At 46.8% G+C, this 16,896-nt stretch carries 15 protein-coding genes and 1 pseudogene; 11 read left to right on the forward strand and 5 right to left on the reverse strand.

Annotated elements, in window-relative coordinates:
* Positions 1-7: 7 nt before the first annotated feature.
* From ACMXYP_RS17480 to phoR, 10 genes and pseudogenes are all read left to right on the forward strand, one after another.
* Positions 8-994, forward strand: a complete 987-nt coding sequence (locus tag ACMXYP_RS17480; protein ID WP_415882908.1) for an ABC transporter permease — start codon at positions 8-10, stop codon at positions 992-994.
* Between the two features lie 86 nt (positions 995-1,080).
* The gene (locus ACMXYP_RS17485; protein WP_415882909.1) at positions 1,081-1,968 is read left to right on the forward strand and encodes an ABC transporter ATP-binding protein; all 888 of its coding nucleotides are present in this window, start codon (positions 1,081-1,083) and stop codon (positions 1,966-1,968) included.
* 251 nt (positions 1,969-2,219) lie between these two features.
* Entirely contained in the window at positions 2,220-3,689 is a 1,470-nt protein-coding gene (locus ACMXYP_RS17490) for a NarK family nitrate/nitrite MFS transporter (RefSeq protein WP_415882910.1), read from the forward strand.
* A 140-nt stretch (positions 3,690-3,829) separates the two neighbouring features.
* Positions 3,830-5,551 (forward strand): protein kinase domain-containing protein, encoded by a 1,722-nt coding sequence (locus tag ACMXYP_RS17495; protein ID WP_415882911.1) that lies wholly within the window; start codon positions 3,830-3,832, stop codon positions 5,549-5,551.
* 331 nt (positions 5,552-5,882) lie between these two features.
* A pseudogene (locus ACMXYP_RS17500) lies at positions 5,883-6,935 on the forward strand (NAD(P)/FAD-dependent oxidoreductase); the annotation flags it as partial.
* A 150-nt stretch (positions 6,936-7,085) separates the two neighbouring features.
* Positions 7,086-9,590, forward strand: a complete 2,505-nt coding sequence (gene nirB, locus ACMXYP_RS17505) for a nitrite reductase large subunit NirB (protein ID WP_415884692.1) — start codon at positions 7,086-7,088, stop codon at positions 9,588-9,590.
* A gap of 23 nt (positions 9,591-9,613) precedes the next feature.
* Positions 9,614-9,961: a nitrite reductase small subunit NirD gene (nirD, locus tag ACMXYP_RS17510; protein WP_415882912.1), complete on the forward strand. Its 348-nt coding sequence runs from the start codon at positions 9,614-9,616 to the stop codon at positions 9,959-9,961.
* Positions 9,962-10,138: 177 nt separating this feature from the next.
* Positions 10,139-11,038, forward strand: a complete 900-nt coding sequence (gene ubiA / locus ACMXYP_RS17515) for a 4-hydroxybenzoate octaprenyltransferase (protein ID WP_415882913.1) — start codon at positions 10,139-10,141, stop codon at positions 11,036-11,038.
* Positions 11,039-11,162: 124 nt separating this feature from the next.
* A complete protein-coding gene (gene phoB, locus ACMXYP_RS17520) occupies positions 11,163-11,858 on the forward strand; it encodes a phosphate regulon transcriptional regulator PhoB (protein WP_415882914.1) in 696 nt (231 codons plus the stop codon).
* 20 nt (positions 11,859-11,878) lie between these two features.
* A complete protein-coding gene (gene phoR, locus ACMXYP_RS17525; protein WP_415882915.1) occupies positions 11,879-13,198 on the forward strand; it encodes a phosphate regulon sensor histidine kinase PhoR in 1,320 nt (439 codons plus the stop codon).
* A 55-nt stretch (positions 13,199-13,253) separates the two neighbouring features.
* On the opposite strand, the gene cysZ is transcribed toward phoR, so the two are convergent.
* Both cysZ and ACMXYP_RS17535 read right to left on the reverse strand, forming a co-directional pair.
* Entirely contained in the window at positions 13,254-13,976 is a 723-nt protein-coding gene (gene cysZ, locus ACMXYP_RS17530) for a sulfate transporter CysZ (RefSeq protein ID WP_415882916.1), read from the reverse strand.
* A gap of 60 nt (positions 13,977-14,036) precedes the next feature.
* A complete protein-coding gene (locus ACMXYP_RS17535; RefSeq protein WP_415882917.1) occupies positions 14,037-14,261 on the reverse strand; it encodes a hypothetical protein in 225 nt (74 codons plus the stop codon).
* A gap of 208 nt (positions 14,262-14,469) precedes the next feature.
* On the opposite strand from ACMXYP_RS17535, the gene ACMXYP_RS17540 reads away from it, so the two are divergent.
* A complete protein-coding gene (locus ACMXYP_RS17540) occupies positions 14,470-15,408 on the forward strand; it encodes an NADP-dependent oxidoreductase (RefSeq protein WP_415882918.1) in 939 nt (312 codons plus the stop codon).
* A gap of 58 nt (positions 15,409-15,466) precedes the next feature.
* Here the strand turns inward: ACMXYP_RS17540 and ACMXYP_RS17545 are convergent, their stop codons facing one another.
* The 3 genes from ACMXYP_RS17545 to ACMXYP_RS17555 form a co-directional block, all read right to left on the reverse strand.
* A complete protein-coding gene (locus ACMXYP_RS17545; protein WP_415882919.1) occupies positions 15,467-15,733 on the reverse strand; it encodes a Txe/YoeB family addiction module toxin in 267 nt (88 codons plus the stop codon).
* Entirely contained in the window at positions 15,726-15,980 is a 255-nt protein-coding gene (locus ACMXYP_RS17550; RefSeq protein WP_415882920.1) for a type II toxin-antitoxin system Phd/YefM family antitoxin, read from the reverse strand. The genes ACMXYP_RS17545 and ACMXYP_RS17550 overlap by 8 nt, the downstream gene beginning before the upstream one ends.
* A gap of 139 nt (positions 15,981-16,119) precedes the next feature.
* Positions 16,120-16,890 (reverse strand): hypothetical protein, encoded by a 771-nt coding sequence (locus ACMXYP_RS17555; protein WP_415882921.1) that lies wholly within the window; start codon positions 16,888-16,890, stop codon positions 16,120-16,122.
* Positions 16,891-16,896: the final 6 nt, after the last annotated feature.

The following is a 16,896-nucleotide window of genomic DNA, read 5'->3' on the forward strand; positions in this document are numbered from 1 at the left end:
GCAAGTTATGAGTAATACATCCGCACTATCAGGCATCGGTGCCTTTTTTGAAAACCCGAAAGACAATCTACAGAAGTTCAGCAAAACCCTTCTGGTACCTCTGGTTGGTCTACTAATTTTCCTTTTCGTGTGGGAGATCGGCGCGAAAAGCATTAATACATCCTTGGGCGCGTTTCCTGGCCCAATGGCAGTGTATGAACAAACCATCAATCTGGTAAACGATCACCAGAATGAACGAAATAAAGAGGCTGCTTTCTACGAGCGCCAAGAGAAACGTAACGCTAAGAAGCTAGAAAAAGACCCGAACGCTAAAGTAAAAATCCGCCCTTACACAGGCAACCCGACGTTCTTTGATCAGATCGGTACGAGCCTAGTAACGGTATTGTCAGGCTTTATTCTGGCATCCCTGATCGCTATCCCTGCGGGCATCGTGATCGGCTTAAACAATACTCTTTACTCTGCACTGAACCCGTTGATTCAGTTGTTTAAACCGGTATCGCCACTGGCATGGTTGCCACTGGTTACTATGGTTGTCAGTGCGGTTTATGTCAGCAAGGACCCAATGTTTGCTAAGTCCTTTGTGACATCTCTAATCACTGTATCTCTATGTAGTTTGTGGCCAACACTGCTTAACACAGCGGTAGGTGTATCTAGCATCAGTAAAGATCTGCAGAACGTATCTCAGGTACTACGTCTGAGCTGGTTCGCACATGTCAGCAAAATTGTACTGCCATCCTCTATCCCGATGATCTTCACAGGTTTGCGTCTATCGCTGGGTATCGCGTGGATGGTGTTGATCGCCGCAGAGATGCTGGCGCAAAACCCTGGTCTAGGTAAGTTCGTATGGGATGAGTTCCAGAACGGTAGCTCCAGCTCCCTAGGCCGCATCATGGTAGCCGTGCTTGTGATTGGTCTGATCGGCTTCATGCTAGACCGCGTTATGTTGTTCCTGCAGAAGAAAGTGTCTTGGGATAAGACTGCGGTACTTAGATAAGTAAGGCGCTATAAAGCAAAACGTTACATAGGACGTTAACAGAATTTAAAGCCTGAGAGGCCAAGCCTCTCAGCAGGAGAATTATCATGACTCAGCCTCCAAAGCATTTAGAACTAACAAAAGTAGATATTGATTTCCCAACCCCTAACGGCCCATTCAAAGCGCTACAGGATGTGAACTTAACCATCAATAAAGGTGAGTTTGTCTCGCTAATCGGTCACTCCGGTTGTGGTAAATCGACTGTACTGAATATCGTTGCAGGCCTTTATCAAGCGACTAAAGGTGGCTGCCTACTTGATGGTAAAGAGGTCAATGCACCGGGCCCTGAACGTGCAGTGGTTTTCCAGAACCACTCCCTATTGCCATGGTTAAGCGCTTACGAAAACGTTGAGCTAGCCGTGAAACAGGTTTTCGGTAAGCAGAAATCAAAAGCAGAGATGCGCGAGTGGATTGAGCACAACCTATCGCTCGTACACATGGATCACGCGATGGACAAACGTCCTGATGAGATCTCCGGTGGTATGAAGCAGCGTGTCGGTATCGCTCGTGCACTAGCAATGGAGCCGACCGTAATGCTGATGGATGAGCCATTTGGTGCCTTGGATGCCCTAACCCGTGCTCACCTACAGGACTCTCTAATGGAGATCCAAAAAGATCTCAACAACACGGTGATCATGATTACCCACGATGTCGATGAAGCAGTACTGCTATCTGACCGTATCGTAATGATGACCAATGGCCCAGCTGCGACTGTCGGTGAGATTCTAGATATCGACCTGCCGCGCCCACGTGACCGTATCGCATTGGCGGATGACCCACAGTACAACCACTATCGTCATGAAGTGCTGACCTTCCTATATGAGAAGCAGCGCAAGCCTGACAGCGCTGAATCCGCACCAAAAGAGGATAAAAAGCAAGATCTGGCACAGGATGTGCAAGATGGTAAAGCAGAAAGCGAGGAAAAAGCTGCTTAAGCACTGAAACCCTACATTTCAACGGTGAATTCTAGGATTTGGTCAGACTAAAGCAGTGCATAGCTAAGAAAGCGCACCAACAAAGCGCACCTTATTAGCTAGTCTGAATGCTCCAACGGTGGAGCGATAAATCCTCGCATAGAATCGAACAAAGGCGTTCATACCTCTCTCCCTAACCTACCACCCAAGGTTAAGGACAGGGGTCTGAACGCCTTTTTTATTGCTTTTAAAACCTTACGAGGGCCCTAATTATGAACGACTCAGGAAAGCTAAATATTTTTGCTTTCAGCGGCAAAATGAAGATTTTGCACATGAGCTGGATGGCATTCTTTATTACGTTTTTTGTCTGGTTCAACCATGCTCCACTACTGGGTGCGATTGCCCAATCACTGAGCCTAACGCCAGCTGAAGTAAAAACACTTCTTATTCTTAACGTTGCGCTAACCATTCCTGCGCGCATCATCATCGGTATGCTGACCGATAAATACGGCCCTCGTATCACTTACGCTGCGCTACTGTTTATCGCCAGTATTCCGTGTTTCCTTTTTGCCCTATCGACTGACTTTGCTCAGGCAGCGATTTCACGTTTCCTACTTGGTTTTATCGGTGCGGGCTTCGTAATCGGTATCCGTATGGTAAGTGAGTGGTTCCCTGCAAATGAGCTGGGTACTGCTGAAGGTATCTACGGTGGCTGGGGTAACTTCGGTTCTGCTGCAGGCGCAATGTTGCTACCAACACTAGCACTGATGTTTGGTGGTGAAGACGGCTGGCGCTATGCTGTTGGCCTAACGGGCCTAATGAGCCTTGGCTTCAGCTTTATCTGGTACAAAAACGTATCTGATACGCCAAAAGGTTCTACTTACTTCAAGCCGAAGAAAATTGGCGGCATGGAAGTAACCAGCAAAGGTGACTTCGTCTTCATGCTAATCATGAAGCTGCCAATGTACGCTGCTCTTTCTCTGCTAACGTGGAAGCTTTCTCCAGCAGGCGTATCTATCCTTTCTGATATGGCTGCCGTTGTAATCTACGTGAGCTTAGGTGCGATCCTTGTGTACGATTGCGTAAGTGCCTACAACGTTAACAAAGAGATCTTTGAGAAGCCGGTTCCTGAAGTTGAGCAGTACAAATTCAAACAGGTTGCCGTACTAAACGTTCTTTACTTCGCGACGTTCGGTTCTGAACTAGCGGTTGTGTCTATGCTGCCACTGTTCTTCTCTGAAGTATTCGAACTAGATATGGTTTATGCAGGTCTTCTAGCCTCTGCTTACGCTTTCATGAACCTAATGTCCCGCCCAGGTGGTGGTTGGATTAGTGACCGTTTTGGTCGTAAGAAAACACTATTGATCCTAACAGCGGGTTTGGCTGCAGGTTATGCAACGATGTCTATGATTGATAGCACATGGCCACTATTCCTAGCCGTTGCTGCTGCTATGGCATGCTCTTTCTTTGTACAGGCGGGTGAAGGTGCTGTATTCGCAGTTGTACCATTGATCAAGCGTCGTCTGACAGGTCAGATTGCAGGTATGACGGGGGCTTACGGTAACGTAGGTGCAGTGTTCTATCTAACTGTGCTATCCATGGTTGATTACTCTACTTTCTTCACCGTGATCGCAGTAACTGCTGTACTTGGTTTCTTGGCACTACTACTGCTAGAAGAGCCAAAAGGTCACATGGCGGAAGTAAATGAAGACGGTACAGTGGAACTAATTAAAGTTTCATAAACTGTACTCTTTATTGCCCATAGAAAAGGCAAGCGACTTAAATAAAAGAGCTCGTAGCAATTTTGCCTTTAAGAGAGAGGCAAAACTTACGCAGCCCAATCTGATTGGGCTGCTTTTCTGATTCTGCGATAGGCATGAATATGAGTAATAAAACGTTATCTATACGCTTTGGCGGTAAATCAATTGCGGGGATAAAACCCGTCAATCAGGATGCGTTTGCAGCTCATATTCCAGACAATGCAGATCGGGAGTTTAAAGGGGTTGCGGCAGTGATTGCCGATGGTGTCAGTAGCTGCGCAGATTCCCATATCGCCAGCCAAACCAGTGTCACCAGTTTTATGCAGGACTATTTCAGTACCCCCCACAGTTGGAGTGTACGAAACTCTGTATCCCGCGTAATGACAGCCTTAAACCGCTGGCTGCACAAAGAGAATAACCTTAGCCATCGCGAGCAGGACAATATGCTTTGTACCTTCTCGGCCTTGGTAATTAAGTCCAACACCCTACACATGTTCCATGTGGGTGATTCACGCATCTATCACTTCCAGCAAGGAGAGCTGGAACAGTTGAGTCAGGATCATGTGCGAAAATCGGGTGGGCATAGTTACTTAGCTAGGGCTTTAGGGGGCGACCGCCATTTAGAAGTCGATTATTCCACTCGACCGCTAAATGATGGCGACCTCTTATTGATGACCACCGATGGAGTGCACGATTTTTTAACCCGCGCCGAGATGAAAAAGATTCTTTCAAATGCCTTTTCTGATCCGGAAAAAGCCGCGGATACACTGATTAGTAGTGCTTTAGCTAAAGGCAGTGACGATAACCTCACAGCGCTGATCGTCTGTGTCGATGAACTGCCCGTCAAATCGCTGGAAGAGAGTCACCAACAACTGACTCAGTTGCCTATTCCTCCAGTGATGAAAGTTGGCAATCAGATCGATGGCTATGAAGTACTCGACCTGATTTTTAGTGGCACGCGAAGCCATATGTATCTGGTGAAAGACAAAGAAACTCATCAGCAATACGTACTCAAAGCACCATCGACTAATTTCTCCGATGATTCCTTATACCTGGATGGCTTTATCCGCGAAGAGTGGGTGGGGCAACGGATCGATCATCACCATGTGATGAAAACCTATCCGTGCCGACAGCAAAAGCTGTTTCTCTATTATGTCGGTGAGCACATTCAGGGGATGAACCTGCGCGAGTGGATGAACGACAATCCTAATCCACCGTTAGATGAGGTGCGAAAACTCGCTAAGCAGATCATTCAAGGGCTAAGAGCGTTCCAACGCGCGGATATGGTTCATCAGGATCTGAAACCCGAAAACATCATGATCAATCAGGATGGACGAGTAAAAATTATCGACTTCGGTACCGCGAAAATAGCCGGTATCGAGGAGATGAGCTCACCTCTGGATAAAGCGATTCCACAAGGTTCGGTAAATTACATCGCACCTGAGTATCTGATGGGAGAATCCGGCAGTTTTAAATCAGATCTGTTCTCTTTTGCTGTCATTATTTACGAGATGATCACCGGTAAACTGCCCTACAAAGAGATGTCCTCCTCTTCGGCAGAGATCAATAATTACGCAGAGCTGGAATATATTCCGGCTCTGCACCATCGCAAAGATCTACCGCTTTGGGTCGAAGGCTGCTTACGTAAAGCGCTGCAACCTAATCCGCGTTTCCGTTATGACGCATTCTCTGAGTTTGAAAAAGATTTCACCCGTCCGAACCATGCACTAGCAGCCAAGATTCAGCACCAGCCGTTATTAGAGAAAAACCCAGTACTAGTATGGAAACTTTTAGCCGGAGTGTTGTTGATCTCCAATTTGGTTCTATTAAGCATGCTGGAATGATCCATGCCTATTGCAGTGCACCATAACAGGTCACAGCAACAGGTTTGTGCTTCAAATTCAAACCCTTATAGTGATCACCAAACGGCCCAAAAACATTAACTATATGTTTTATAAGGATTTTATTTAAATTGGCACACCCCCTGCTATATCTATTGTGTAACAAAGATCTGTTGGGGTGATAATTCTGCAGTATTAGTTACAAAAATCGGGCTAAGAGAACAAAGGCGTTCTCCATCGGCACTTTACTGAAGTGCTGCATGGATAACGCCTTTTTTTATTTTTTGACGTTGGGTTTGAGATGAAAAAACGACTAATCATTATTGGTAACGGCATGGCAACAGGCCGACTACTGCAATGCCTGAGCGAATCGGCGGCAGGCCAGTTTGATATTACTGTTTTTGGTGAAGAACCCGGCGGCAGCTATAACCGCGTTTTGTTATCTCACCTACTAAGCGGTGAAGCGCCACTGGAAAATATTATTACGCTGACACAGGAGTGGTATGCGGAACAGGGGATCCAGTTACACAGTGGCGATCCAGTAGAAGTTATTGATCGTGAGAACAAAAAAGTTATTAGCCAATCCGGCATCGAAGTTGAGTATGACCAGTTGGTGATGGCTACAGGCTCTTACCCGACTCGCGTACCTCTTCCGGGCCTAGATCTAGAGGGTGTGATGAATTTCCGCACCCTGAAAGATGTAGATCGCATGAAAGAGATGGCGGAAAGCCATAAGCATGCGGTTGTGATCGGCGGTGGTTTCTTAGGTCTAGAAGCCGCAGAAGGTCTTCGAATTTTGGGTATGGATGTCACTGTACTGCAACGTGCACCTTACCTACTGAACAACCAGTTAGATAGCACCGCAGCCGCGATGCTATTGAACTCTCTGGAAGAGCGCGGCCTTAAATTCCGCCTAGATGCGATTACCGATGCCATCGTTGGCGACGGACATGTACAAGCAGTTCATATGTCTGACGGCGAGAAACTAAAAGCTGATCTGGTCATTACCGCGATCGGCGTAACGCCTAACAAAGCACTCGCTGAACAGAGCGGCTTAGCCTGTGAACGTGGCATCTGTGTCGATAACCAGATGCGCACCAGTGATAGCGACATCTTTGCACTAGGTGAATGCTGTCAGTTTGATCAATTTACTTACGGTCTGGTCGCACCGATTTGGCAACAAACCGCAATTCTGACCGCAACCCTATTAGAGCAGTCAGCGCAGTATGTTGAAGAAGCGGTTGCTACTCAGCTGAAAATCAGCGGAGTAGAACTGTTCTCCTGCGGTGACTTAAGCGACGACGAAAACACTGAAACCTTGGTTTATCACGATCTGAAGCTGAACCACTATCGCAAGCTTTGGTTACAAGACAATCGCCTGAAAGGTGCCGTTTTGTTTGGCGATGTACGTGAAGGCCAATGGTATTTCGACCAATTAAAGAACAACACAGATTTGAGCGCCTGCAGATCGCAGCTGCTATTTGGCAGCCCTCTTTGCGACGAGGTTATCGAAGAACAAAATATAGGTAATTCCGCTATGACAAGCAGCCCTAAAAAACAGTTAGTCGTTATTGGTAACGGCATGGTAGGACACCACTTTGTCGAAAACTTTGTAACGGGAGAGAGCGCGAATGAATATGACGTTCACATCCTGGCTGAAGAAGATCGCGCAGCGTATGACCGTGTCCATCTTTCTGAATATTTCGGCGGTTCCACGTATCAGGATCTGTGTCTGGTAGAAGATAACTTTTATGAAACTCATAGCGTAAACCTTCACTTGAGCGAAGGTGCAACGCAGATCGATCGCGATGCAAAGCAGGTCATCACAGAACAAGGTACATATCCCTACGACACCTTGGTCTTGGCGACCGGATCTTACCCATTTGTCCCTCCAATTCCGGGTAATGATGGTGATGCCTGCTTTGTTTATCGCACCTTGGAAGATCTAGATAAGATCCAAGCGTGTGCAGAGTCTGCCAAAGTTGGTGTTGTAGTTGGTGGTGGTTTATTGGGCCTAGAAGCAGCAAATGCTTTGAAATCCCTAGGCCTTAAAGCTCACGTAGTTGAATTTGCACCACGCCTAATGCCGGTTCAGTTAGATGAAGATGGCGGCGAGCTACTGAAAAACAAAATTGAAGATCTGGATGTAGATGTTCACTGCAACAAAGCGACAACTGAGATCGTTGCCGGTGAAGAACACACCTACCGCATGAACTTCAGCGACGGTACACACCTTGAAACAGACCTGATCCTGTTCTCTGCGGGTATCCGTCCACAAGATACGCTAGCACGTTCAAGCGACCTAGAGATTGGCGAACGTGGCGGTATCATGGTTAACGATCAGTGCCGTACTTCTGATGAAAACATCTACGCGATTGGTGAATGTGCGCTGTGGAACAACCAGATCTTTGGTTTGGTAGCACCGGGTTACACTATGGCTAAAACAGCTGTAGCTGCGATTGCCGGCGATGACAGTGCCTTTACCGGTGCTGATATGAGTACCAAACTGAAGCTTCTAGGTGTTGATGTAGGCTCTATCGGTGATGCTCACGGTCAGACACCGGGCAGCATCAGCTATCGATACTCTGATGAAGACGAGCAGGTTTACTACCGTATCGTTGTCTCTGAAGATCGCACTAAACTTCTAGGTGCAGTACTTGTTGGCGATAACAGCAAATATGACACTTTGCTACAATATGCGCTTAACGGTATCGATCTACCAGAAAAACCACAAAGTCTAATCCTGCCATCATTGGATGGTTCGGCTGCACCGGCACTAGGTCCAGATGCCCTACCGGACGAAGCAACGATCTGTTCTTGCCTAAACGTAACTAAAGGTCAGATCTGCTGCTCTATCGATGAAGGCGCTACCTCTGTTGCAGACGTAAAAGATGCCACTAAAGCCGCTTCAGGTTGTGGTGGTTGTGCAGCAATGCTGAAGAGCGTTGTGGATTGCGAATTAGAAAAACGCGGTGTTGAAGTAAATACCGATCTTTGCGAGCACTTTGCATACACCCGTGAAGAGCTTTATCACATCATCCGTGTTGAAGGCATCCGCTCTTTCTCTGAACTACTAGAGAAACACGGTAAGGGCCTAGGTTGTGAGATCTGTAAGCCAACTGCAGGTTCTATTTTGGCGTCTTGCTGGAATGAGCACATCATGGAAGAGCCATTGGTATCTCTACAGGATACAAACGATACCTTTATGGCGAACATGCAGAAGAACGGTACTTACTCCATCGTTCCTCGTGTTGCCGGCGGTGAGATCACACCAGACAAACTGATCGTGTTAGGTCAGGTTGCTAAGAAATATAACCTTTACACCAAAATCACCGGTGGTCAGCGTGTCGACCTATTCGGCGCTCAGCTACACGAACTACCGTTGATCTGGAAAGAACTCGTCGATGCTGGTTTCGAAACAGGTCACGCCTACGGTAAGTCCCTACGTACTGTGAAATCTTGTGTAGGTAGCACCTGGTGCCGCTACGGTGTCAATGACAGTGCTGGCATGGCGATCAAACTTGAGAATCGCTACAAAGGTCTGCGCTCACCTCACAAAATCAAATTTGCTGTTTCTGGCTGTACGCGTGAATGTGCTGAAGCGCAGAGTAAAGATATAGGTGTAATCGCGACTGAAAACGGTTGGAACCTCTATGTTTGCGGTAACGGTGGTATGAAACCTCGTCACGCCGATCTATTTGCGACCGACCTAGATGACGACACACTGATTCGTTACATCGACCGTGTCCTTATGTTCTACGTGAAAACAGCAGACCGTCTACAGCGTACGTCGGTTTGGATGGATAACTTAGAAGGTGGTCTAGATTACCTTCGCGAAGTGGTAATCGATGACAAACTAGAGATTGCCGCTGAACTCGAATCACAAATGAGCCATGTAGTAGAGACCTATCAGTGTGAGTGGAAGTCGACACTAGAAGACGAAGAGAAACTAAAACGTTTCCGTACTTTCGTGAACACTGAAAAACAGGCTGATCCGCAGATCGTTCATATCATGGAACGTGATCAGATCCGTCCGGCATAACTAGCGATTAGGAGATATTTATCATGACGACTATTGATAGCAACGCTGAATGGATCGATCTGTGCAGCAAAAACGACCTTATCCCTCATTCTGGCGTAGCCGCTATGCATGAGGGCCAACAGATCGCACTGTTCTATATCCCAGAGTATGAGAACGAGATCTTTGCCGTAGGTAACAACGACCCATTTAGCGGTTCTAACGTACTATCGCGCGGTTTAATCGGCGATCTTCAAGGCGAGCCGATGGTGGCATCGCCTTTATACAAACAACACTTTTCACTTAGCTCAGGTGCCTGCATCGAAGAACCCGATGTCAGCGTACCTGTGTGGCCTGCTCGCTTTGTCGATGATCAGGTTCAAATCATGCTGTAATAACCGGTAGCTATAGATACAAGATGGAACGGTTGCACAGGGAAGTCAGTTTTTCCTCTCTACAGAGGAGAAAACTAGAGGGTAACCGCTCTCATCGCGAGTTAAGATTAACTCAGCGTTTCCAGCGACCAGCTGGAGAGGTAGAATGGCCGAAACCTTGTTAAGCAGAGCTTGATCATGGCTTCACCGAGCACCTCAACACCGATTTCGACCAAAGAAAAACTGATTGGTTACAGCCGCCTTATGCGTGTAGAAAAGCCAATTGGGATCTATCTACTGCTTTGGCCGGCCTACTGGGCACTTTGGATTGCTGCCGAAGGTGTTCCAAGCTATGACATCCTTATTATCTTTACCCTTGGGGTTTTCCTAACCCGCTCCGCTGGCTGTGTCATCAATGACTTTGCTGACCGTAAAATTGATGGTCATGTAAAACGTACTGCACAGCGCCCTATTCCAGCAGGTATAGTGACCGCCAAAGAAGCCTTAGTGCTTTTTGCTGGACTAATGCTGATCGCGTTTATTGCCGTACTCTTTACCAATCTCACCACTATCCTGTTATCCGGTGGCGGCCTCTTACTCGCGGCCTGCTATCCGTTTATGAAGCGCTATACCCACCTACCACAAGTGGTGCTAGGTGCAGCATTTGCCTGGTCGGTTCCTATGGCCTTTACCGCTGTAAATGAAACCGTCCCTTCCTACGCGTGGCTGATCTATATAGCTACGCTGCTGTGGACTGTAGCCTACGACACTATGTATGCCATGGTGGATCGCGATGACGACCTTAAGATCGGGGTGAAATCCACCGCTATTCTGTTTGGCGATGCTGATAAAGTGATTATTGGTGTGCTTCAGGCTTCTACCCTACTTACATTTGTACTACTGGGAATGAAGTTACAACTGGGCTGGATCTACTATGTGGGTCTTGCTGTGGCAGGCGGACTATTTGTTTATCAGCAACTATTGATTAGAGATCGCGAGCGCGATGCCTGTTTTAAGGCTTTCTTGAACAATCATTACGCGGGTTTAGCGATTTTTATTGGCCTTGCAGGCCATTATGCGGCCTTAGATTTACTGTAAAACACCTTAAAATCAGCTACTTTTTAACTGTTTATGGCGAATTGTTACCGCTTGTCATATTTGTGTAACACTATTGTCTTCTAATATTGGCGTCGATAAATTGAGTTGAAAAGGGCAATTACGCATGTCTCTATCCAAACGCGTCCTGATTGTTGATGATGAGGCGCCAATTCGCGAAATGATCGCTGTTGCGCTAGAAATGGCTGGCTACGACTGCTTTGAAGCAAGCAATGCCACAGAAGCACACGGCCTGATCGTGGATGACAAGCCAGATATGGTCTTGTTGGACTGGATGATGCCAGGCATGAGTGGAATCGAATTTGCGCGCCGTCTGCGTAAAGATGAAACCACTGCCGATATCCCAATTATTATGCTCACGGCTAAAACCGATGAAGATAATAAAATTAAAGGCTTAGAAACCGGTGTAGACGACTACATCACTAAACCCTTTTCGCCACGCGAACTCGTAGCTCGTCTAAAGACTGTACTGCGCCGTACGACACCTAAAGGTATTGAAGAGCCTGTCACAGTGGACGGTCTAACCCTAGACCCTATTTCACATCGCGTAACGTCTGATCAAACACCAATTGAACTTGGCCCGACTGAATTTCGCCTACTGCAATTCTTTATGACACACCAAGATCGTGCATACTCTCGCGGCCAACTACTGGATATGGTGTGGGGTGGTAACGTCTACGTTGAAGAACGTACTGTTGATGTTCATATCCGTCGTTTACGAAAAGCACTTGGCGAGCGTCACGACTATCTGGTACAAACAGTCAGAGGAACGGGTTACCGCTTCTCTGCCGATGTAGCCTGATTAGTTAGCAAGGAAAAACCATGCACAAAAACCGCCACTCGATGTTTACCAGCTTATTGCTGGTGAGTGGATGCTCCTTTGCTTTGGGGCTATTAATTGGTTACCCAAGTTGGGCTTTAGCGTTAAGCCTGTTTGTATGGGCCGTTTTTCAGGCACGCCAATTCAACCGCTTGATGCAGTGGTTCCAATCCGAAGTGGAAGAGGAACCACCTGAGTGCACAGGTCACTGGGGTGAGCTTTTTGATGAGCTATCGCGCCTGCAACGTGGCCGCCAAAAACGTGAAGATCGCTTAAAAAGCATTATTTCGCGCTTTCAGGACTCAACGTCTGCCCTATCCGATGCCATTATTATCATCGATAGACACCACAACCTAGAGTGGTGGAATAAGTCTGCCATCCATCTGTTAGGACTTAATCAGGAATCGGACCGCGGTATGCCGGTCATGAACCTGCTGCGTGATCCACGCTTTGTACGCTATTACAAACGCGGTCAATACAACGACTCTATTACCCTGCCATCACCGGCACACAATGATATGCAGATCCAGTTTCATATCACACGCTTTGGTGATGAAGACCGCTTGCTCGTTGCTCGAGATGTCTCTCGATTAATACGACTGGAACAAACACGACAAGACTTCGTTGCTAACGCTTCTCACGAGCTGCGTACACCGCTTACAGTGATTAGAGGGTACTTGGAGACCTTCTTGGACCAAGCCCTGCCAAAACCGTTGCTGCGCGGTCTGAGTTCTATGCAAAACCAAGCGCGCCGAATGGAAAACTTAGTTTCAGACCTGTTGCTGCTATCGCGCTTAGAAGCCAGTAATCAAGCATCAGACGAACACCCGATCCAGATCCATAGTGTCCTAACTCATATTGTCGAAGATGCGGAGCAACTGGCGAAAACGCTGGATAAAGATCATCAGATCACACTCGATATCGACAACGCTTTTGACCTTAACGGCCAAGAGATTGAGCTGCACAGTGCCTTTTCAAACCTGGTATTTAACGCTGTGCGTTACACCCCGGCTAACGGCAAGATTGAAGTACGTTGGTGGACTGACGAGCAAGGCGGCCACTTCTCGGTAAAAGACACAGGTCCGGGCATTGAAGCGATGCATCTACCACGTCTAACCGAGCGTTTCTATCGAGTGGATGAGAGTCGTTCTTCTGCTAGCGGTGGTACCGGCCTTGGCTTAGCCATTGTGAAGCACGTACTGGCACGTCACGGTGGTCAGCTAACGATTAAGAGTAAGCTAGGGAAAGGCAGTACCTTTGCCTGTCACTTCCCAACAGAGATGATCGCACCGTCTCATGTGGAAGATGAACATTCCGCTTAAGCTTATTCGAAGAGATAAAACAAAACGGCCTGCTCAAAGCAGGCCGTTTATTTATTTACGATTCCAGACGCTTTTGGTCCAGATCGATCTCAGTTGTTGAGTGGGCCTCAACCCAGTAGATGGTTGCACCAACTACCGCAGCAGGCATAAGAATCAAGTTCAATAATGGCACCAGCATGCCAAGTTGAATCAAGCCACCAAAACCGATTGACGTTAGGCGATCAGACTTCAACATCAGCTTCATATTCTTGAAGCTAACTTTGTTGTTATCCATCGGATAGTCGCAGTACTGAATCGCCATCATCCAAGCACCAAACAAGATCCACAAGAAAGGCGATATCAGGTTGATCACCGGAATAAATGACAGCACCAACAGAAACAGAACGCGCGGTAGGTAATAGGCAAGCTTAGAAAGCTCGCGACCAATCGCTCTTGGAATTAGCGCGATCACCTCTTTCCAACCATCGTCAGTGACTATATCACCGCGTAAACGCTTCTCCACCTTTTCAGATAGGAAGCCATTAAACGGCGCAGCAATGATATTGGCGACTATAGAGAAGCCGTAATAAACAAAGACAATTACTAACAAGGCCATCACTGGCCATAAAACGTAGTGCAGGAACTGCAACCACTCCCAATCAGGTAGAAACGTTGCAATTAAGCTATCGACCCACGCACCAAAGTTACTAAACAATAACCAAATCGCGGTTACAAACAGCACAATATTGGTTAGTAGTGGGACAAGTACAAAGGGGCGAATCTCCGGGTCTGGCAACATCTGCAATCCCCGTAAAACATAGCTTCCACCTCTTACTGGATTTCCTTTCATAATTACCTTTTAGTAAGTTAAAAATACAATTAATTTTATCGCCACGGCACCTATCATCATCATAAGACCGACGCGGTTTACGTTAAATTCCCGCTTTGTCATGTCCATTGTAGGTTTCCAAAATTCCACCAGCGACTTAAAGTCTTTGGTGCGTCCAGCGTACATCGCTAGAGAAACCAAAAATACTAGCAAACCACCCCAAAATAAAAATTGCTCTAATATTGCCAGATACATCACATTCGCCTTTACTTATTGCCAGTAGAAAGTAACCCGTTTTATGCTTACGGCTCATTGATCAGATGACCTTTGAACCAAAAACGGTTCCCTAGCGTACCAAAAAACAATGTAGTCGGCTGCACTGCCTTGGTTGAGCGGCTTATTTTTCCACCAGACCATAGCGCAGATTAACGACGCTAGTATTACGCAGCTGCTGGAGTAGTAAATGAAAGCGATACAAATTGCACAGTTTGGTTCCAACGACGTCTTAAAATATACCGAACTGGATAAACCTGAACTGAATTCAGGTGAAGTCCTTGTCAAAAACAAAGCCGCTGGCGTAAACCCGATCGATTGGAAAACCTGTTCGGGCGGCGGCGCAGCGCCGTTTATTGGCGAGTTACCTTTTGTTCCTGGTTGGGAATTTGCAGGCACGATTGAAGCCATTGCCGATGATGTCACTGAATTTAGTGTCGGTGATGAAGTATTCGGTTTAATCCGCTTCCCTGAAGCAGCAGGCTGCTTTGCTGAGTATATTGCAGCTCCAGCAGATCAGATTAGCCTTCGCCCTGAAGGTCTACCAGTTGAAGCAGCAGCAGGTTTAGGTTTAGCAGGTCTAACCGCATGGCAGGCACTGTTTGATAAAGGCCATCTACAGGCATCCCAGCAAGTGGTGATTCTGGCAGGTGCTGGCGGTGTCGGTCACTTAGCGATTCAACTAGCGAAATGGATGGGCGCGCGCGTTGCAACGACTGCATCGGCTAAAAACCATGAGTTCTTGAAATCACTCGGTGCGGACCTAGTGATCGATTACCACAACGACAAAATCACCGATCATATCGATAATGTCGATCTGGTTATTGACGGTATGGGCGGCGAGATCGGTATCGAAGCGCTTAACTGTGTGAAGCCTGGCGGTACGCTAGTAACACTGCCATCAGTGACCAAAGATGAGGTTATCGCAGCGGGTAAAGCGATGAAGGTGAAAGTAGAGCCTATCCGTGTAGAAGCGAATAGCGAACAACTAGATCGCTTAGCAGGTCTTTATGCCGACCGTAAGCTAGAGCTTCAACTGGCTGACACTTATCCTATTGAAAAAGTCGGTGATGCTTTTGATGCCAGCAGATCTGGTAGAACTCAGGGCAAGTTAGTTTTGACTATCTGAAGACACCTAGCAGGGTGCAATAGGTTCCTATTGCACCCTGCTTACTAATCGTCAAATTCTAATAATGATAACGACAAGAGATGATCGTGATAGCTTGATCATCTACGGCGTAAACAAGCCTGTTGGTATCATCAATCCTACGAGACCAAAAACCTGCAAGATTTTCCTTTAGAAGCTCAGGCTTACCGACGCCTTCAAAAGGCGAACGCTTAGAATCTATGATGAGCTTATTGATACGTTTAAGTGTTTTTCTATCTTGGGTTTGCCAATAGAGATAATCCCCCCAAGCTTCATCGGTCCATGATAAAAGTCTTGGATTACTCATCAATCAACTCACGCTCCTTAGTCTGACCCGCTCGATACTGTGCAATTGACCGATCTAAGTGTTCAGCATTTTTAGGGGAACGCAGAAGGTGAACAGTCTCCATTAAACTGTTGTAGTAATCTAATGACATGACCACCGCATCTTCGGAATCCCTCCGAGTAATAACAGTTGTATCCGCATCATTAACCACACCGTCCAAAACAGCCTTCAAGCCATTACGCGCTTCGGTGAAGGAAACAATTTTCATAAAACATTACCTGTACAATTAATAGTACAAGTATAGGAAAGGCATTCTGTAATGTACAGAAAGTTGAACATGTATGGATGATCTGAACGAGGGGCAATAACTTAGCTATTACCCCCTGATGGCTAACTATAAATAACTATTAAAAGCTCAAACCTTGATAAACATACATCGCAGTGACTTTATCCATACTGGTGGTGATTTTTTCGGCAGATCTCACCACTAGGGCTAAACGCCCTTTATCAGACGCTGAATCTGATAGTCCCTTAAAGCGCTTAAAGTCACGTTGGATTTTGCTCAGTTCAGATTTGATCTGATCGTTATTAAGCGGGTCGCCTTCTAATTCCGCTCGGTTCTGTTCAAACAATTGTAGTGAGCTGATAAAGGCTTCGCTGTACTCATCCTGAAAACCCCATGCACGTAGCGCGTAGTGGCTGGTAACACGTTGTGCCAACATGCGGACAAAGCCTGCGTTGCTAATCACTTTGCCAAAGCGACTATCGTTATTCTCTACGATCTCCATAGTGACCGCACTCCACTGTTGCAGCAACAGTTCGGTTGCTTGTCTGACTTCGGCCGCTTTTTCTCGAGAAGGAGGAGCAAGATAAAGCGGCTTAACCACTTTCCATTGCTCAGCTGCACGCTTTAACGCTTGTTTCTCAGCATCTGTCTTAGCATAAGCCAAAATCTGTTTTTGGGTTTTCTCGTAATCTTTGATCGATTCAGCTAACTCTTGCTCTGCCTTACGCCCACGCACCGATAAACCTATCAGCATGTAATCCTTCAGCATCTGCTGAGTCAGCATACTCTGGTGAGAAGCCGTATTTATGGCATGTTCAATAGAGGTTATCTCAGCAGCACTGTGACCGCTGAGAAAGAGAAAACTCATCAAAACATAACGAATCAAACGCATCAGATA

Origin of the sequence: Neptuniibacter sp. QD34_54 (assembly GCF_047778055.1) — a bacterium.
Taxonomy (GTDB): Bacteria; Pseudomonadota; Gammaproteobacteria; order Pseudomonadales; family Balneatricaceae; genus Neptuniibacter.

Coding starts and splice junctions, on each gene's coding strand:
- ACMXYP_RS17550 (WP_415882920.1), bottom strand. CDS start 15,980: ATGAAAATTGTTTCCTTCACCGAAGCGCGTAATGGCTTGAAGGCTGTT.
- ACMXYP_RS17555 (WP_415882921.1), bottom strand. CDS start 16,890: ATGCGTTTGATTCGTTATGTTTTGATGAGTTTTCTCTTTCTCAGCGGT.
- phoR (WP_415882915.1), top strand. CDS start 11,879: ATGCACAAAAACCGCCACTCGATGTTTACCAGCTTATTGCTGGTGAGT.
- ACMXYP_RS17540 (WP_415882918.1), top strand. CDS start 14,470: ATGAAAGCGATACAAATTGCACAGTTTGGTTCCAACGACGTCTTAAAA.
- cysZ (WP_415882916.1), bottom strand. CDS start 13,976: ATGTTGCCAGACCCGGAGATTCGCCCCTTTGTACTTGTCCCACTACTA.
- ACMXYP_RS17480 (WP_415882908.1), top strand. CDS start 8: ATGAGTAATACATCCGCACTATCAGGCATCGGTGCCTTTTTTGAAAAC.
- ubiA (WP_415882913.1), top strand. CDS start 10,139: ATGGCTTCACCGAGCACCTCAACACCGATTTCGACCAAAGAAAAACTG.
- nirB (WP_415884692.1), top strand. CDS start 7,086: ATGACAAGCAGCCCTAAAAAACAGTTAGTCGTTATTGGTAACGGCATG.
- ACMXYP_RS17485 (WP_415882909.1), top strand. CDS start 1,081: ATGACTCAGCCTCCAAAGCATTTAGAACTAACAAAAGTAGATATTGAT.
- ACMXYP_RS17535 (WP_415882917.1), bottom strand. CDS start 14,261: ATGTATCTGGCAATATTAGAGCAATTTTTATTTTGGGGTGGTTTGCTA.
- ACMXYP_RS17545 (WP_415882919.1), bottom strand. CDS start 15,733: ATGAGTAATCCAAGACTTTTATCATGGACCGATGAAGCTTGGGGGGAT.
- ACMXYP_RS17490 (WP_415882910.1), top strand. CDS start 2,220: ATGAACGACTCAGGAAAGCTAAATATTTTTGCTTTCAGCGGCAAAATG.
- ACMXYP_RS17495 (WP_415882911.1), top strand. CDS start 3,830: ATGAGTAATAAAACGTTATCTATACGCTTTGGCGGTAAATCAATTGCG.
- phoB (WP_415882914.1), top strand. CDS start 11,163: ATGTCTCTATCCAAACGCGTCCTGATTGTTGATGATGAGGCGCCAATT.
- nirD (WP_415882912.1), top strand. CDS start 9,614: ATGACGACTATTGATAGCAACGCTGAATGGATCGATCTGTGCAGCAAA.